Source organism: Pseudomonas sp. FBCC-B1565 (assembly GCF_059133265.1).
The window spans coordinates 3079962-3095337 of sequence record NZ_CP101438.1 but is presented as its reverse complement, the minus strand read 5'-3'; the positions used below and the strand labels follow the sequence as shown (position 1 = coordinate 3095337).

General features: G+C 61.6%; 15 protein-coding genes. 8 read left to right on the top strand and 7 right to left on the bottom strand.

Annotation, left to right across the window (positions count from 1 at the left end):
* Positions 1–2 precede the first annotated feature (2 nt).
* Positions 3–902, bottom strand: coding sequence for a lipid A hydroxylase LpxO (lpxO, locus tag NL123_RS14655; RefSeq protein ID WP_248481722.1), 900 nt, complete (start codon positions 900–902; stop codon positions 3–5).
* Between the two features lie 278 nt (positions 903–1180).
* Here lpxO and NL123_RS14650 point away from each other — a divergent pair, with 278 nt between their 5' ends.
* The gene (locus tag NL123_RS14650; protein ID WP_494358103.1) at positions 1181–1567 is read left to right on the top strand and encodes a TIGR03067 domain-containing protein; all 387 of its coding nucleotides are present in this window, start codon (positions 1181–1183) and stop codon (positions 1565–1567) included.
* Between the two features lie 8 nt (positions 1568–1575).
* On the opposite strand, the gene NL123_RS14645 is transcribed toward NL123_RS14650, so the two are convergent.
* Positions 1576–2388 carry a class I SAM-dependent methyltransferase gene (locus NL123_RS14645; protein ID WP_494358102.1) on the bottom strand — a complete coding sequence of 271 codons (813 nt, stop codon included), beginning with the start codon at positions 2386–2388 and terminating at the stop codon, positions 1576–1578.
* 154 nt (positions 2389–2542) lie between these two features.
* Here NL123_RS14645 and NL123_RS14640 point away from each other — a divergent pair, with 154 nt between their 5' ends.
* The 3 genes from NL123_RS14640 (at position 2543) to NL123_RS14630 (ending at position 6964) form a co-directional block, all read left to right on the top strand.
* Positions 2543–3781, top strand: a complete 1239-nt coding sequence (locus NL123_RS14640) for an MFS transporter (protein ID WP_071495850.1) — start codon at positions 2543–2545, stop codon at positions 3779–3781.
* Between the two features lie 142 nt (positions 3782–3923).
* Entirely contained in the window at positions 3924–5510 is a 1587-nt protein-coding gene (locus tag NL123_RS14635; RefSeq protein ID WP_248481728.1) for an ABC-F family ATPase, read from the top strand.
* 278 nt (positions 5511–5788) lie between these two features.
* A complete protein-coding gene (locus NL123_RS14630) occupies positions 5789–6964 on the top strand; it encodes an MFS transporter (protein ID WP_494358101.1) in 1176 nt (391 codons plus the stop codon).
* On the opposite strand, the gene NL123_RS14625 is transcribed toward NL123_RS14630, so the two are convergent.
* Together NL123_RS14625 and NL123_RS14620 are read right to left on the bottom strand one after the other, a co-directional pair.
* A complete protein-coding gene (locus NL123_RS14625; protein ID WP_058426151.1) occupies positions 6958–7995 on the bottom strand; it encodes an alpha/beta hydrolase family protein in 1038 nt (345 codons plus the stop codon). The two genes, NL123_RS14630 and NL123_RS14625, sit on opposite strands and share 7 nt — an antisense overlap.
* A gap of 206 nt (positions 7996–8201) precedes the next feature.
* The gene (locus NL123_RS14620; RefSeq protein ID WP_248481731.1) at positions 8202–8813 is read right to left on the bottom strand and encodes an FMN-dependent NADH-azoreductase; all 612 of its coding nucleotides are present in this window, start codon (positions 8811–8813) and stop codon (positions 8202–8204) included.
* A 231-nt stretch (positions 8814–9044) separates the two neighbouring features.
* On the opposite strand from NL123_RS14620, the gene NL123_RS14615 reads away from it, so the two are divergent.
* Complete coding sequence (locus NL123_RS14615; protein WP_494358100.1) at positions 9045–10235, top strand: MFS transporter; 1191 nt, start codon at positions 9045–9047, stop codon at positions 10233–10235.
* Here NL123_RS14615 and NL123_RS14610 read toward each other — a convergent pair.
* The gene (locus NL123_RS14610; protein ID WP_494358099.1) at positions 10201–11127 is read right to left on the bottom strand and encodes an AraC family transcriptional regulator; all 927 of its coding nucleotides are present in this window, start codon (positions 11125–11127) and stop codon (positions 10201–10203) included. The genes NL123_RS14615 and NL123_RS14610 overlap by 35 nt on opposite strands.
* Before the next feature lie 158 nt (positions 11128–11285).
* Here NL123_RS14610 and NL123_RS14605 point away from each other — a divergent pair, with 158 nt between their 5' ends.
* From NL123_RS14605 to NL123_RS14595, 3 genes are read left to right on the top strand one after another with little or no spacing between them, the layout of a single operon-like run.
* Positions 11286–12665, top strand: a complete 1380-nt coding sequence (locus NL123_RS14605; RefSeq protein ID WP_494358098.1) for an NAD-dependent succinate-semialdehyde dehydrogenase — start codon at positions 11286–11288, stop codon at positions 12663–12665.
* 59 nt (positions 12666–12724) lie between these two features.
* Positions 12725–13633 (top strand): LysR substrate-binding domain-containing protein, encoded by a 909-nt coding sequence (locus NL123_RS14600; RefSeq protein ID WP_494358097.1) that lies wholly within the window; start codon positions 12725–12727, stop codon positions 13631–13633.
* The gene (locus NL123_RS14595; protein WP_058426148.1) at positions 13630–13986 is read left to right on the top strand and encodes an MmcQ/YjbR family DNA-binding protein; all 357 of its coding nucleotides are present in this window, start codon (positions 13630–13632) and stop codon (positions 13984–13986) included. The genes NL123_RS14600 and NL123_RS14595 overlap by 4 nt, the downstream gene beginning before the upstream one ends.
* Here NL123_RS14595 and NL123_RS14590 read toward each other — a convergent pair.
* On the bottom strand, positions 13975–14358 hold the full coding sequence (locus NL123_RS14590) for a DUF1294 domain-containing protein (RefSeq protein WP_494358096.1): 384 nt from the start codon (positions 14356–14358) through the stop codon (positions 13975–13977). The two genes, NL123_RS14595 and NL123_RS14590, sit on opposite strands and share 12 nt — an antisense overlap.
* Positions 14355–15185 carry an undecaprenyl-diphosphate phosphatase gene (locus NL123_RS14585; RefSeq protein ID WP_071495794.1) on the bottom strand — a complete coding sequence of 277 codons (831 nt, stop codon included), beginning with the start codon at positions 15183–15185 and terminating at the stop codon, positions 14355–14357. The genes NL123_RS14590 and NL123_RS14585 overlap by 4 nt, the downstream gene beginning before the upstream one ends.
* Positions 15186–15376: the final 191 nt, after the last annotated feature.

The window sequence follows — 15376 nt, the reverse complement described above, 5'->3', positions numbered from 1 at the left end:
ACTCAGATGAGCAGGAAGATCGCCGCCAGGGTTGCGAAGATCGCCCATTTTTCCAGGTAGTAACGCGTACGGTTGCGCTTTTTCAGCTCTTTACCGCGCAAGCGAATCTTGTACAGCCGGGTGAAGGCGCGGTTGAGGCCGCCGGTCTTGTCGCCGGCATCGTTGGGCGAGCCCGCGGCCGCCATCACGTTGCGGCTGAACCAGCGATTGAACGCCGCGGCCCAACGGTATTTCATCGGGCGCTCGATATCGCAGAACAGAATGATGCGGTTCTGCTGCGTGGTGTTTTCGGCGAAGTGGATGTAGGTCTCGTCAAACATCACCGGCTCGCCATCACGCCAGTAGTAGTTCTCGCCGTCCACGTTGATGTAGCAGCCCGGGTCGTTCGGCGTGTCCAGGCCCAGGTGATAGCGATACGAGCCGGCATACGGGTCGCGGTGGCGCACCAGCTTGGAGCCCGGCGGCAGTTCGGCGAACATCGCGGCCTTGATCGAACCGATACTCTGCACCAGTTCGGTAGTACGCGGGCATAGCTTCATCGCCGACGGGTGGCTGTCGCCATACCACTTCAGGTAGAAACGCTTCCAGCCCGACTTGAAGAACGAGTTGAAACCCACGTCGTTGTACTGCTCCGAGCGCTTGATTTCGCCGGCGCGCAGCAGGTTCTGGCCTTCCTCGCGGATCTCTTCCCAATGTTCCTGGAGCGGGCTCAGGTCAGGGAAATCGTTGGGCGACAGGTAGGGTCGGCTGGGTAGTTTAGAGAAGAGATAGAGAAAGCAGTTGATCGGCGCCAGGAAGGTCGAATGATCGCTGAGTTGGCGGCCCAGCTTATGCCGCACCCGGCCACGTAAGTGTACATACGCAATCGAGGCAACGTAGAGAACAACAATGATGAGTTTCAAGGGATTTCGTCACAAGTCAGAAGAGAACAGGCTGCTCCTGCGTGCCCACAACGGACGAGGATGGATAGCAGCACCTGAAATCACAATTCACACAATCGGCACGACCGGCTGAGTGACCACCCGGCGCGTGGCCCTTTGCAGTTATTTAGCCACAGGTTGTAACCAAAAGTTAACTAAGAATTGTGAAAAGCTGTCTTGCGAATGTGCTGCGTAATCCAGCTTCAAATGATAAAAGGCATCGCCATCGACGATTTCCCCTTCAACAAAAAGGAATTTGTATGTCATCCCTTTCAGACCCAGACTTTCAAGCCCTGCAAGGTGCGTGGGAGCAAACCTCACTCGAAGACAGCGGCGTGCTCAACCCCATCGACGCGCACACGGCCCCTGGCGCAATAACCACGATCAGCGGCGACGGCTTCGAAGTGAAGACGGTCAGCGGCGAGGTATTGCTGGCAGGACGTTTTTTCCTCGACAGCAGCACAGTGCCCAAGCGCATTACCTGGATCGACTCCATGGGAGATGACGCCGGCAAACACTTGCCCGCCAGTTATCGCCTCGACGGTGATGAATTTGTGTTCATTGCCGCCGACGAAGGTATGCCCAGGCCAACCACGTTCAGCACAGGCCCTGGGCAAACCATGCGCACGTTCGTGCGCCGCGACTGAAAGACGCCTCAGTCGAGACGCTTGGTAGCGGTCAAGGTAAAGCACATCGGTAATTGTGCGGGCTGGTGCTCGTATTGGTCGTAGAGTTCTTCGCGGTTGGAGTGGGGATACTCCTGCAGGTGAACGATCTGCAACTGGGCGCCAATCGCGGCACTGACCACATCGCCCAGGGTGTGCACATACCAATAGGACGTCGGCCCGGCCACCTCGCCCTGCCCCTCATAGACAATCGACTCCTGCAGTACGAAGGGTTCGTGCTGGAAGTAGGAACTGGCCGGCAGGAACGGGTTTGGCGCCCGTGGATCGAACACCTCCAGAAACGGGTGGGTTTCATACATGACCAAGGTGCCGCCGGGTTTCAGGGTGAGGGCGACCTGCTGCATGAACAGCGCCACGTCCGGCATCCAGCCCAGCACCCCAATTGTCACCAGGGCGATGTCAAAGCGCCCGTGTAACGCCTGCGGCAGATGATGGATGTCACTCTCGATAAACTCAGGGTTGTGCGGCGAGACATCGGCCAGCTCCCAGGCCTGCTGGAGGAACGCCGGGGATTGGTCCACGCCCACCACCGAACGTGCGCCCAGGCGAAACAGCGACAGGCTTTCGCGGCCATTGTTGCAGCACAGTTGCACCACATCTTTGCCGGCCACGCCAACGTCTTGCAGCAGCCCGGTAATCGTAGGATCCAGGCAGGAAAAGTCAGCTTGGCCGACGCTGTTGAGCAACGCGTTCCAGGTGTCGGTGGTCTTGTGCAGGCCGGCCGATTGATCCCAGGCGTCTTTGTTGCAGGCAATCGCCTGTTGAGCTGAGGGCATGTCCATTGCGTCTCCAGATAATCCATACAGAGGGGCTCAGAAAATAAGCCATGTACCCACGGAATAAAACCCGGCTAACGCACGAAACTTAACGCAACGCCTGCGGGTCACTAACGCAATGCGTGTTCAGTCCTTGAACACCGTTTGCGAAGTGCTCGCCGTGGCCAAACATTCCGACCTGCGTAACACCTTGTCCCTCGACAGCCTGAATTTCTTCCTGGCGGATGTACGCGACGGCCTCGGACCCTATCTGGCCATTTACCTGCTGGCCGTGCACCAATGGGACCCGGCCAGTATTGGCGTGGTCATGACCCTGGCAGGCATTGCGGCATTGATCACCCAAGGCCCGGCGGGCGCATTGATCGACCGCACCCGCAGCAAGCGCGCGGTGATCGCGCTGGCCGCTATTGTGGTAACCGCCAGCTGCCTGCTGCTGCCCTTTGTCAGCTCGTTCAGCCTGGTGGCATTGACCCAGGCCGCCAGTGCCGTCGCCGCCTCGGTGTTTGCACCGGCGATTTCCGCGATCTCCCTGGGGATCACCGGGCCGCGCGCGTTCACCCGCCGCACCGGACGCAACGAAACCTTCAACCACGCCGGCAATGCCGTGGCCGCCCTGTTGGCCGGCGGCCTGGCCTACCTGTTTGGTCCGGTGGTGGTGTTTTACCTGATGGCGTTCATGGCACTCGCCAGCATCATTGCGATCAGCTGTGTGTCCGCCGAGGCCATCGACCATGAAGTGGCCCGCGGCTTCGACCCGGCACATCACACCGACCATGAACAACCGTCCGGCATGAAAGTGCTGCTGGCGAATCGCCCGCTGCTACTGTTTGCCATCTGCTGCGCGCTGTTTCACCTGGCCAACGCCGCCATGCTGCCGCTGGTCAGCCAGAAGCTGTCGCAGATCAACCTGCAGATGGCCACGCCACTGACCTCGGCGTGCATCGTCGCCGCCCAGTTGGTGATGGTGCCGATGGCCTGGCTGGTCGGGCTCAAGGCTGACCTGTGGGGGCGCAAACCGCTGCTGATGGCCGGTTTCATGATCCTGCCGCTGCGCGGCGTGCTCTACACCTTGTCCAGCGACCCTTATTGGCTGGTGGCCGTGCAAATGCTCGACGGCATTGGCGCGGGAATCTTCGGCGCGCTGTTCCCGGTGATCGTCAAGGACCTGACCCAGGGCACCGGCCGCTTCAACGTCAGCCTGGGCGCCCTTTCCACCGTGTTTGGTCTGGGCGCGGCACTGAGCAGCAGCCTGGCGGGTTTCGTGGTGCAACAGGCCGGGTACAACGCGGCATTCCTGACCCTGGCCGGGGTCGCAGCGCTGGCCTTGGCGTTGTTATGGCTGGCAATGCCGGAGACCCTGGCGAAACCTTCCTTCGCCGGACATACAACTGTCGCCTGACATATGCGACAATGCGCGCCAAATTCCAACACACATCCCCCATTTTCTGCTCAGCGACCGGGTTTCGCGCCTTGATGTCGCTGTTGACGCATGCCTGAAGGCTCCTGCCGACACGCTCGCAACCCATTGATAGGTAAAGTAATTGATCTCCACAGCTAACATCACCATGCAGTTCGGCGCCAAGCCGCTCTTCGAGAATGTCTCGGTCAAGTTCGGCGCTGGCAACCGTTATGGTTTGATCGGTGCCAACGGTTGCGGCAAGTCGACCTTCATGAAAATCCTCGGCGGCGACCTCGACCCGTCCGGCGGCCAGGTCATGCTGGAGCCGAACGTACGCCTGGGTAAACTGCGCCAGGACCAGTTCGCCTACGAAGAATTCACCGTGCTCGACACCGTGATCATGGGCCATGAAGAGCTGTGGAAGGTCAAGGCCGAGCGCGACCGCATCTACTCGCTGCCGGAAATGAGCGAAGAAGACGGCATGGCCGTGGCCGAGCTGGAAACCGAGTTCGCCGAGATGGACGGCTACACCGCCGAATCCCGCGCCGGTGAGCTGCTGCTGGGCCTGGGCATTCCCCTGGAACAGCACTTCGGCCCGATGAGCGAAGTGTCTCCAGGCTGGAAACTGCGCGTATTGCTGGCCCAGGCGCTGTTCTCCGATCCTGAAGTGCTGTTGCTCGACGAACCGACCAACCACTTGGACATCAACACCATCCGCTGGCTGGAAAACATCCTGACCCAGCGCTCCAGCCTGATGATCATCATCTCTCACGACCGTCACTTCCTGAACAGCGTGTGCACCCACATGGCTGACCTGGACTACGGCGAGCTGCGCCTGTTCCCGGGCAACTACGACGAGTACATGACCGTGGCGACCCAGTCCCGCGAGCAACTGCTGTCGGACAACGCCAAGAAGAAGGCGCAGATCTCCGAACTGCAATCCTTCGTCAGCCGCTTCTCGGCCAACGCCTCGAAAGCCAAGCAGGCCACCTCCCGTGCCAAGGCGATCGACAAGATCCAGCTGGCCGAAGTCAAGCCATCGAGCCGGGTGAGCCCGTTCATCCGCTTCGAGCAGAACAAGAAGCTGCACCGCCAGGCCGTCATGGTCGAAAAAATGGCCAAAGGCTTCGACGGCAAACCGCTGTTCAAGGACTTCAGCTTCCAGGTCGAAGCCGGCGAGCGCGTGGCGATCATCGGCCCGAACGGTATCGGCAAGACCACCCTGCTGCGCACCCTGGTCAACGAACTGACCCCGGACGCCGGCAGCATCAAGTGGACCGACGCCGCGGAACTGGGCTACTACGCCCAGGACCATGCGCATGACTTCGAAGACGACGTGACCCTGTTCGACTGGATGGGCCAGTGGACCCAAGGCGAGCAAATGATCCGTGGCACCCTGGGCCGCATGCTGTTCTCCAACGACGAAATCCAGAAGTCGGTCAAGGTGATTTCCGGTGGTGAGCAAGGCCGCATGCTGTTCGGCAAGCTGATCCTGCAAAAGCCGAACGTACTGATCATGGACGAACCGACCAACCACTTGGACATGGAATCCATCGAAGCGCTGAACCTGGCGCTGGAGAACTACCCGGGCACGCTGATCTTTGTCAGCCACGACCGTGAGTTCGTCTCGTCCCTGGCCACCCGCATCATCGAGTTGAGCGCCGACGGCGTGATCGACTTCAGCGGCACCTATGACGATTACCTGCGCAGCCAGGGTGTGGTGTTCTAAAGCACTCGATTTATTGTAGTGAGCGGGCTTGTTGTGGCGAGCGGGCTTGCCCCGCGTTGGGGCGCGAAGCGGCCCTAAAAAAACACCGCGCTCTGTCTGACAGAACGCGGTGTTTTCTATTGGGGCTGCTTCGCAGCCCAACGCGGGGCAAGCCCGCTCGCCACAACGGCATCGTTTACCGCGCAAAGCCTGTTCATCAGACAAAGTAGTTAGCCAGCTTCCTTTTCCCCCGCGCCCTTGCCATCATGCCCGCACCGCCCGCCCGCGAACGAGTGCCCATGCCTGCCGCCGCCCCCAGCTCGATATCGATCACCCTGCAGATCGTCTCCATCGTCTTCTACACCTTCATCGCATTTATCTGCATCGGCCTGCCGATTGCGGTAATTCCTGGCTATGTGCATGAGCAACTGGGTTTCAGCGCAGTGGTGGCAGGGATCACCATCGGTTCGCAGTACCTGGCGACGCTGCTCAGCCGCCCCATGGCCGGGCGCATGTCCGACAACGTCGGCACCAAGCGTGCGATTTTGCTGGGCCTGGCCGGGATTCTGCTGAGTGGCGTACTGACGTTCTTCGCCACGCTGGTGGCAAGCCTGCCATCGTTGAGCCTGGGTATCCTGATCGTTGCGCGGCTGCTGCTGGGCGTGGCCCAAGGCCTGATCGGCGTGGGCACCATCAGTTGGTGCATGGGCGCCGTCGGTGCGGAACACACTGCACGGTCGATCTCGTGGAATGGCATCGCCTCCTACGGTGCCATCGCCATCGGCGCACCGCTTGGCGTGGTGATGGTCGCGGAATATGGCTACAACAGCCTCGGCATCGCACTGACAGTATTGTCCGCACTCGGGTTGCTGCTGATCCGCAATAAACCCTCGGTGCCAGTGGTGCGCGGCGAGCGCCTGCCGTTCTGGGCCGTGTTCGGGCGAATTGCGCCGTTTGGCGCCAGCCTGTGCCTGGCGTCCATTGGCTACGGCACCCTCACTACCTTTATCACCCTGTACTACCTCAATCGCGGCTGGGCCGGCGCGGCGTACTGCCTCACGGTATTCGGCGTGTGCTTTATCCTGTCGCGACTGGTGTTTATCTCTGCCATCAGCCGTTTCGGCGGGTTCCGCGCAGCCATTGCCTGCATGACCATCGAAACCCTCGGCCTGACCCTGCTGTGGCTGGCGCCGTCCACTGGAGTGGCATTGATCGGCGCCGGGCTGACCGGCTTCGGCTTGTCACTGGTGTACCCGGCGCTGGGTGTGGAAGCTATCAAGCAGGTGCCCAACAGCAGCCGTGGCGCGGGGCTGAGCGCGTATGCGGTGTTTTTTGACCTGGCCCTGGCGATTGCCGGGCCGTTGATGGGCGCCGTGGCGCTCAACCTCGGCTACGGCTGGATTTTCTTCTGCGCGGCGCTGTTGTCGGTCACCGCCCTGGGCGTGACCCTGCTGCTCATGCGCCGCGCTTACTGATCAGCGGTCTGCAAGCCTGCGCGGGTGGATTGGCCGAGGGTGTGACTGAAGAACCGTCCCGCCTCGGAGATCAAGTCGCGGTGAATGCCTTCACGGTCGACCCCGTCGGCATCGGTGCAAATCGCCGGCATCGTTGCCAATTGATCACTGTCGCACGGCGCCATGAACACGAAGTGCCCTGCCCCGGCCAACAGCTTGAAGTCCGGTGGCTCCGGCAGTTTGCGCGCCAGCGCAGCGGCGTTCTTATCCACCGCCACCAACTTGTCGCCATCACCACTGTAGAGCAGCACCGGCACATGCACATCGGCCAGGGTATGGCGGCCAAACATCAGGCTCAGCGGCGCCATCAACATCAGGGCATGGATGCGCGGATCGGATTGCGGTTGCAGGTCGTCACGGTCCACCACCAGTTCGCCCTTGGTGGTGCAGGCGTCGCGATCTTCCGGACGCTCCTGGCAATACCGGCGCAGGCGGTCGAAATCCGGCTTGGCGCCGGCCAGGATCAATGCGGTCTCGCCCCCGGCTGAGTAACCAATGACACCCACCTGGTCGACGTTGACGAACGGCGACAGCATCGGGTCGCCAAGGGTGGCGGTGATCGCTTCGGAAATCTGGATCGGCCGGCCATACAGGTTGCTGACCGTACCCAGGCGGCTGTGATCCTTGTAGTTGTCACCCGGGTGCAGCACCGCGACCACCACAAACCCCTTGCGCGCCAGGGAGGTGGCCAGGTCATGCAGCGCCAGCGGCGTGCCGGTGTTGCCGTGGGACAGCATCAGCATCGGAAACCGGCCGATGGCGATCTTGGAATCTTCGGTGGCGGCGACGTGATAGGCGCCTACTTGCGTGGTGTGCTCTAGATCGGTAGAGGGATAGAAGGCGATCGCCTTCATGGGTTGCAGGTCCAGCGGATCGAGAAACGTCATGCGATGAAAGCCCACACTCCAATGCGGGTGCGGCGCGGGTGCGGCGTGCACTGAAATCAGGCCGCCGAGCAGGGAAAGAACCATAACAGCACAAAGACGCATCATGGGGATGTCCACCTTTGCTGCGTGAGAACAAACATATCGAAAAAAGTCCAGGGTGTTAAACCCATGCTTGCACAACCTGGGCCAAAGTAATGACAGCGGCTAAACGAAAAAACTCCGTACTCCGTTCGTTTTAAGGCGAGCAGAATACAGAGTTTAGGCGCCCGGCTTCAGAATGAAACCGAGCAAAGGCGGAATTTACACAAGCCTTACGCGGCGGCGAACAATTGTTCGTTGATGACTACGTTGGCGTCGTTCAGGGACTTGCTGCGCACTTCATCACCGTAGGCCAGGCCTTCGGCACGCACGATTTCGATATCGGTGATGCCGAGGAAGCCAAACAACAGCTTCAGGTAGCCTTCGTGGGCCGCGCCCGATGCCTGGCCGGCGTGCAGGCCGCCTGCGGTGGACACGATGATGACTTTCTTGTTGCCGCACAGGCCTTCAGGGCCGGCTTCGCTGTAGCGGAAGGTCTGGCCGGCGACGGCGATACGGTCGATCCAGGCTTTCAACTGGGTCGGAATGGTGAAGTTGTACATCGGTGCGCCAACCACTACCGCGTCGGCAGCGAGGAATTCAGCCAGCGACGAAGCGCTCAGGTCAGCCTCATGCTTCTGCGCGGCATCACGCAGCTCAGCGGCAGTGCCCAAGGCACCGAGGGTTGCGCCGGAAAAGTGGTTGATGCCTTCGCTGGCCAGATCACGGTAGGTCACTTCCACACCCGCTTCAGCCGCTTGCCAGGCCTTGACCACGCCCGCACTGAGCTGACGGGACGCCGAGTTGTCGCCGAGAATGCTGGAATCGATATGCAACAGTTTCATGCGGGATCTCCAAGTGAGGATCGCGGTGAGGCGATCAAGTGAGGTTAATCCTACAGATGATCCGAATAAAGGATTAGACCGTTGAAACGCGACTGTTTGTCCCGCCAGTGAGACAATCCAAGCACAGCATGGCCTGATCCAGCCGAGTTATTGCCCGATCCTCTGCAACGCTGGCTTTGGCGCCAGCTACGCCGCATTCTCGCCGCCATTGCGATTACCATTGAGCCCGCCATGCAGCCACACGCCCTAGCCCTGACCAAGGGCCTGACCCTGATTCTCGCCATCTGCTGCGGGTTTTCGGTCGCCACGATTTACTACAACCAGGCCATGCTGCCGCTGATTGCGGACACATTTGGGGTGTCCACCGCCCATGTCGGGCAGATCGCGATGCTCACCCAGCTGGGTTACGCCTGCGGGCTGTTGCTGTTTGTGCCGCTGGGCGACCGCATCAGCCGTCGCACCTTGATTCTTGCGGTGCTGTGCCTGAACTTTGCCAGCCTGCTGGCCTCGGCCACCGCCCCCTCCTATGCCGGGTTGCTGGTGGCCAGCGTACTGCTGGGCCTGTCGGGTATCAGCGCCCAAGTGATCATCCCCGCCGCGTCCGACCTCAGTGACCCCATGCAAAAAGGCGCGGTGCTTGGCCTGATGGTCAGCGGCCTGTCCGCCGGCGGCCTGCTGGCGCGTACTGTGAGCGGCGTGGTCAGCGGCTGGCTGGGCTGGCGCGGCATGTTCGCCCTCGCCGCCGCACTGGATGTGCTGCTGTTCATGGCAATCCTGACGCGCATGCCCGCCTCGGTCTCCACCAGCAAACTGGCGTACGGAGCCTTGCTCAAGTCCCTGTGGGGCCTGGCGACGCAGTACCCCACCCTGCGGCAATCGGCGATCAAGGCTGCACTGGTTTTCGGTGCGCTGAACGTGTTCTGGGGCTCCATGGCCGCGCTGCTGGCCGCGCCACCCTACGGGTTCTCCAGCGCCCAGGCAGGCCTGCTCGGGTTGTCCGCCATCGTCGGCATTCTCTGCGCCTCGACCATCGGCCGGCAGACTCGGCGCCACGGCGGTTTTCTGGAATGGCTCGGTATTACTACCGTGCTGGCGGCCTTCGTGCTGATCTACCTGTTCGGCCCCCAGGGCTGGTGGTGGCCGATCCTGATCGCGGCGACCTTCCTCGACCTCGGCAACCGTATCAACCAGCTCGCCAACCAGACCCGCGTGCTGGCCCTGGAACCGGCCGCCACCAGCCGCCTGAACACCGTTTTCATGGTGGTCTACTTCATCGGGGGCGCCCTGGGCTCGGCCAGCGGCGCCTTTGCCTCAGCGCACTACGGCTGGCAAGGCCAGGCGCTGACCGGCGCAGCATTCGCCGGGTTGGCGCTGCTGCTGACCCTGCTCAATGGGACGAGACGTACATCGACGCCGACGTAGGCGCCGGCAACGCATAGGTGCGTTTCATCCACTGGATTTCCGCCTGGGGCGTGCGCCCGAAGAAGCGCTTAAATTCGCGACTGAACTGCGATGCGCTTTCATAGCCGACCTTGGCACTCGCCGTGGCGGCGCTGATATCGCTGCGCAGCATCAGCAAACGCGCCTGGTGCAGACGCGTGGACTTGAGGTACTGCATCGGCGAGGTGTCGGTGACCGTGCGGAAATGCGCGTGAAAGCTCGGCACACTCATCATCGCCTCCCGGGCCAACGCCTCCACGTCCAGGTGCTGGGCATAACACCCATGGATCTTGCGAATCGCCCGCGCCACCTTGCCGAACTGCCCCTGGCGATTCAACGCGGCGCGCATCGAACCGCCCTGCTCGCCCGTGAGAATCCGGTAGTAGATTTCGCGCATCAGCGCCGGGCCGAGGATGTGCGCGTCCATCGGCGTGCGCATGGCTTGCAGGAAGCGCAACAACGACTCACCGAGCAAGTCATCCATGGGCGATGAATACATGCCGCGCGGCTTGACGTCGACCATTGCCGGAAACGCATCCAGCGCCACCATCAGTTCCGCCGCGAGGGTGAAGTCCAGGCGCAGGTACACCGCCAGCATCGGCTCGGCTTCACTGGCGTCGGTCTCCATGGTGAACGGCACCGGCACTGACACCACCAGGTAGTGCTGGGCGTCGTACAGGTAGACCTCATCCCCCAGATATCCGCGCTTGCGCCCCTGGCAGACAATCACGATGCCGGGGTCGTACAGCACCGGCACCCGCTGCAACGGACGGTTGGAGCGCAGGAAGCGCACGTCGTCCAGTGCGCTCAGGTTATAGCCCTCGACAGGCGCCAGGGTGTCCATCAGCGCGATGATTCTGTCTGTACGGTCCATGGGATCGAGGCCTCTGTGCAAAGTGCCACGGTAACGCGCAATCCACATCCAGGCTACGTCCTCATAGGAATAGGCAATCAGCACATTGGAATGGATATTCGCTCAAACACTGTCTCTGCGTAGCCTGAAACAGCACTTTCAGCCCTCGGAGACTCCCCATGCTTATCGTCTACAACCCTGCTACCGGTGAAGAAGTCGGCCGCGTCGCCCAGAACACCAGCAGCCAGGTCAAGGCCGCCGTCGACCGTGCCTGCGCCGCCTTTCCCGCCTGGTCATCCAGGCTGGCCAAGGAGCGCAGCGACCTCCTGCGCCGCTGGCACGACGCGGTCAAGGCCGACAAGGAAGCCTTCGCCGAATTGCTCTGCCGCGAAAACGGCAAATGCCTCAGTGAAGCCCGTGGCGAGATCGACTACGGCCTGGGTTTTATCGAGTGGTATGCCGAAGAGGCCAAACGCGTGTACGGCGACACGATCCCCACCCATGACCGCAACGCGACTGTGCTGGTGACCAAGGAGGCCATCGGCCCGGTCGCCGCGATCACCCCATGGAATTTCCCATTCATGATGATCACCCGCAAGGTCGCCACGGCCCTGGCCGCCGGTTGCACCATGGTGATCAAGCCTGCCGAGGATACGCCGCTCACCGCGTTCAAATTGCTCGAATACGCCCGCAAAGCCGGGATCGCGGAAGGCGTGCTGGAGGTGGTAGTGGGCGATCCCAAGGCGATCGGCCTGATCCTCACGGGCGACCCGCGTATCCGCAAGATCTCGTTTACCGGCTCCACCGGCGTTGGCAAATTGCTCGCCGCACAATGCGCGGCGAGCATCAAGAAGATGACCCTGGAGCTGGGCGGCAACGCGCCGTTTATCGTGTTTCAGGACGCCAACCTGGATGAGGCGGTGAAGGGACTGGTCGGTGCCAAGCTGCGCAACTCCGGCCAGGTATGCATCTCGCCGAACCGGATCTTTGTGCAGCACAGCATCCTCGACGACTTCATCACACGCGTGAAGCACGCCGTGGCCGAGATCGAAGTGGACCAGGGCCTGCGTGAAGGCTTTGTGGTCGGCCCGTTGGTCAATCAAGCGGGTTTCGACAAGGTCGTGCGCCTGGTGGAAGCCGCGAAGGCTGCCGGAGCCAGCGTGCTGATGGGCGGCAAACCCCACGCCAAGGGCGGCCTGTTCTACGAGCCGACGATATTGACCGGCTTGCAGGACGACTCCCCCCTGGCCACCGAGGAGATCTTCGGGCCGGTGTTCGCCATCTACTCGTTCAAGGACGAAGCAGAAGTGATCGCCCGCGCCAACCAGACGGAATTCGGCCTGGTCGCCTATGCCTACACCAGCGCAATGGGGCGGTCGTTGCGCCTGTCGCGCCAATTGGAGGCTGGCATGGTGATTCTCAACTCAGGGTCGGTCGGCACCGCGTCCGTGCCGTTTGGCGGGATCAAGCAGTCCGGTTATGGCCGTGAAGGCAGCCACTACGGGATCGAAGAGTACGTGCAGGTGAAGTATGTGTTGATGGGCGGTGCGCATTTGTAGTGGATTTGCCCTCGTCAGGCGCGGATAGTTCGTCCCATTGACAGGACAATAGGTTGATCATGCAAGACCTCAACGACCTCTACTATTTCGCCAAAGTCGTCGAAGCCGGCGGTTTCGCCGCCGCCGGCCGGCTGCTGGGGATTCCCAAGTCGCGGCTGTCGCGGCGCATCGCCGAGCTGGAAGAGCGCCTCGGCGCACGTCTGCTGCAACGTACCACCCGTCAACTCACCCTCACCGCCGTTGGCGAGCGCTACCTGCGTCATTGCCAGGCCATGCTGCTGGAGGCGGAAATGGCCGATGAGGCCGTGGCCAGCATGTCCAGCGAGCCCCGTGGGCGACTGCGGGTGAGCTGCCCGGTGGGCATGGCCCAGCACATCCTGCCGGAGCTGGTCGCCGGTTTTCTTGCCGCCCACCCTCAGGTGCAGTTGGAGATGACCCTGGTCAACCGCCGCGTCGACCTGGTGGCCGAAGGCATCGACGTGGCCTTGCGCGTGCGCGAACTCGGCGATGAAGACCCGCTGTTGGTGACCAAACGCCTGCGCCAGGCCCAGACCGTGCTGGTGGCCAGCCCCACGCTGATGCTCGGGCGTCAGGTTGCGACCCTGGATGACCTCAAGCAGTTGCCGATTCTCGGCGCGCTGGAGGCGGACCGCCTGGTGCATCAACGCATTCTCGACCCCCAGGGCAACGCCCACGACCTGGCGATGGAAGCCCGCCTGGGTATCGACGATTTTATCGTGCGTAAAGCCAGCGCCATCATGGGCCTGGGCTTTACCGTACTGCCGATGATGTACTGCGAAGAGGAATTGGCGAACGGCCGATTGGTGCAACTGCTGCCCGAATGGTCGTTGCCGGGCGGTTGGCTGCAGGCGGTCTACCCGCATCGGCGCGGCGTGCTGCCGGCGATCCGCGCCTGGATCGACTACCTTGAGGAAGGCTTCAAAGGCTGTGGAGACCGCTTGCTATGAAGATGACCGAAGCACAAGTCGCGGCGTTCTGCCTGGCACTGCCCGGCGCGCGCGAAGACTACAAATGGGGTGGAGTGCGGGTGTTCTCGATTGCCGGCAACAAGATGTTCGCCCTGCAAAACCTGCGCGGTGACTCGCTGGCGTTCAAGGTCGACAAGGAGCTGTTCCTCGGCCATGTGGATCGCCCGGGCATCCACCCGGCGCCGTACCTGGCGCGTGCGCAGTGGGTCATCATGAACACGCCCTACCCGCTGGGCGCCGAAGAACTGCGTGGCTTGTTGCAACGCTCCCACCAGTTGGTAGTGAGCAAGTTGCCCAAGCGCACGCAGGTCGGGTTGCTGCTAGAGGACTGAGAGCAAAGTGCCGCCGAGGAACAACTGGTCCAGCCAGAACACCTCATGCAGCAACACGATCACCCAGAACAGCACCTGGTAAGACACCTTGCGCGTCTTGTGGCGGAACACCTGCTGGGCAATCAACGCTCCCGGCCAGCCGCCCGCCAGCTCTACGGCGTGCAGGATGTTTTCCGGGGTGCGCCAGCGGTCGCTCTGCGCCTTGCGCTTGTCGCTCCAGTACAGGAAAAACGCAATCACGCTGACCACGCCATAGGCCGCCAGCGGGATCAGCGTCTCGCCGCGATACCAGACCAGGGCGGCCCCTATCAACGGCGCTGCGCACAACACTATAAAGATCGCCGCCTTCAAGCGCGGATACTGGATGTTCAAGGCTTGACCGCCGTCCAGTCGATCCAGCCGAACTGCCAGGTCGCCAGGATCAGCAGGCCGAACGCGATGCGGTACCAGGCAAATGCCGCGTAGCTGTGGCTGGCGATGAACTTGAGCAAGCCCTTGACCGCAATCATCGCGAAGATGAACGAGGTCACGAAGCCGATGGCGAACACCGGGAAATCCGCCGGCTGGAACAGGTCACGGTACTTGTAGCCCGAGTACAGCGCGGCACCGACCATGGTCGGCATGGCCAGGAAGAACGAAAACTCGGTCGCGGTCTTGCGCGACAGGCCGAACAGCAGGCCGCCAATGATGGTCGCACCGGAGCGCGAAGTGCCGGGGATCATGGCCAGGCACTGGGCGAAGCCGATCTTGATCGCATCTTTCCAGGTGATCTCGTCAACGGACTCGGCGTGGGTCCGGTGCTGGCGCCGCTCGGCCCACAACATGATGATGCCGCCGACCACCAGGGCGGTCGCCACGGTGATCGGGTTGAACAGGTAGTGCTTGATCAGGTCGGCGAAGATCACCCCCAATACCACTGCCGGCAACACGGCAATGATCAGGTTGACCGTAAAGCGCTGGGCATTGCGCTGGCTTGGCAAACCGATGACCACGTCGAGAATCTTGCGGCGAAACTCCCAGACCACGGCGAGGATCGCACCCAGCTGGATGATGATGTTGAAGGCCTCGAAACGCTCGCCGCCGAAGCCGATCAAGTCGGCGACGATGATCTGGTGGCCGGTGCTGGAAATCGGCAGGAACTCGGTCAGCCCCTCCACAACGCCAAGAATCAATGCCTGTATGGCGGTCCAAAAATCCATGCTTCCCCCAAAGGTCTTGCTCTATGGCAAGCCTTGCTGATCTTTTTAATGGTTCACTGACGACAAGACCCGGGGCTGATTCTCAACCCCGGCACGCAAAAATCTTGTGAAAAATCAGACAGTATTCAGGTTTTCCGAATACAGGCCGAAAGCCTATCAGACAAGGCGAAAAAGTCGATGCGGCGCCCACA